This is a genomic window from Rhizobium mulingense (assembly GCF_029194105.1).
GTDB lineage: Bacteria > Pseudomonadota > Alphaproteobacteria > Rhizobiales > Rhizobiaceae > Rhizobium > Rhizobium mulingense.
This window is the reverse complement of the sequence record NZ_JARFVE010000056.1, coordinates 1-1,084: the sequence shown is the minus strand read 5'-3', so window position 1 is coordinate 1,084 and position 1,084 is coordinate 1. Positions and strand designations below refer to the sequence as shown.

The window sequence follows — 1,084 nt, the reverse complement described above, 5'->3', positions numbered from 1 at the left end:
CCGCAGTCGCTGGCGCCGGAGAGGGGTTCGGGGCAGCAAGACGTCGATGCCGCAACGGAGACTCACGTGGTCTCAACCAAGGTTCGCGTCGGCGCCAAGCGTGGTCGCGCCGCCGACTGGGACATGCATCCCGATGACGCGTCCCGCATCAACCAGTTCGCGGAAGCAGTCCGAAACTACGAAATTCTACCCGACGGTAGCATCGGCCGAGGGGACGGAAGGGTTCCCGAGCGTACCATCGAGAACAATTTATGGGTTCTTAGGGGGTTCGCTCGTTGGCTCAGAGCAGAGAACAGAGATTCGATGGCTTCTCGGCTTTTAAACGATCCAGATTCACTAGCCGTTGATATCGCGGATTATTTGGCAAGCGGTGGGGATGGTCGGAACCGTCTTCAGTCAGCACTGTCTCATTTCAGGAGGCTCGCGCCTGAGGGGCAAGAACTCCAAGCCGTTGGACCTGGGCCGCGCCTGATGGGGCGCCAGATACATGATCCTTATCCCGACGACGCCCTCATTATTGATGCCTTGGCCAACGAAGAGCGGAGCAAGCTCGGATCAGTCCCGAATTCTCAGAAAAATACCAGTAACCAACGAAAGTTTAGCGCTTGGCTCAAAAGGGAGGGCAGGGAGAGCATAGTCAGCCGGCTCAACGGCAGTGATGAGCAGCGACGGTCGTTGCAGGAGGATTTTAGGGCCTTTACCAAGGAGGAAGGAAAAAAAGTGGTCGTGGGTTTCGATCGGCTGCGGCAGTATCTAGGCGCCGAGTCGCAGTTGAAACAGCATGATCCTTATCCCGACGACGCCCTCATGATTGATAGCTTCGCCAACCAAGAGCTGAGCAAGCTCGGATCGGGCTCGACTTCCAAGAGGAATGTTGTCTGGACTATAGCCAGCAATCAACGAAAGTTTAGTAATTGGCTGCAAACCAGGGGTAGGGAGAGCATAGCGAGCCGGCTCAACGGCAGCGAGATGCAGCAAAGGTCCTTGAAAAAAGATTACCAAGACTTCACCGAAGCCATGGGAAAAAACCTCACCATGTCTTTCAAGCGGCTTCGGCAGTACCAGCAAGTCGTTGAGGCGAACG

Annotated in this window: 1 pseudogene; it reads left to right on the top strand. The window is 55.8% G+C overall.

The features are described from left to right. Positions 1 to 66: 66 nt before the first annotated feature. Positions 67 to 1,084: pseudogene (locus tag PYR71_RS30645) on the top strand (Ulp1 family isopeptidase); the annotation flags it as partial.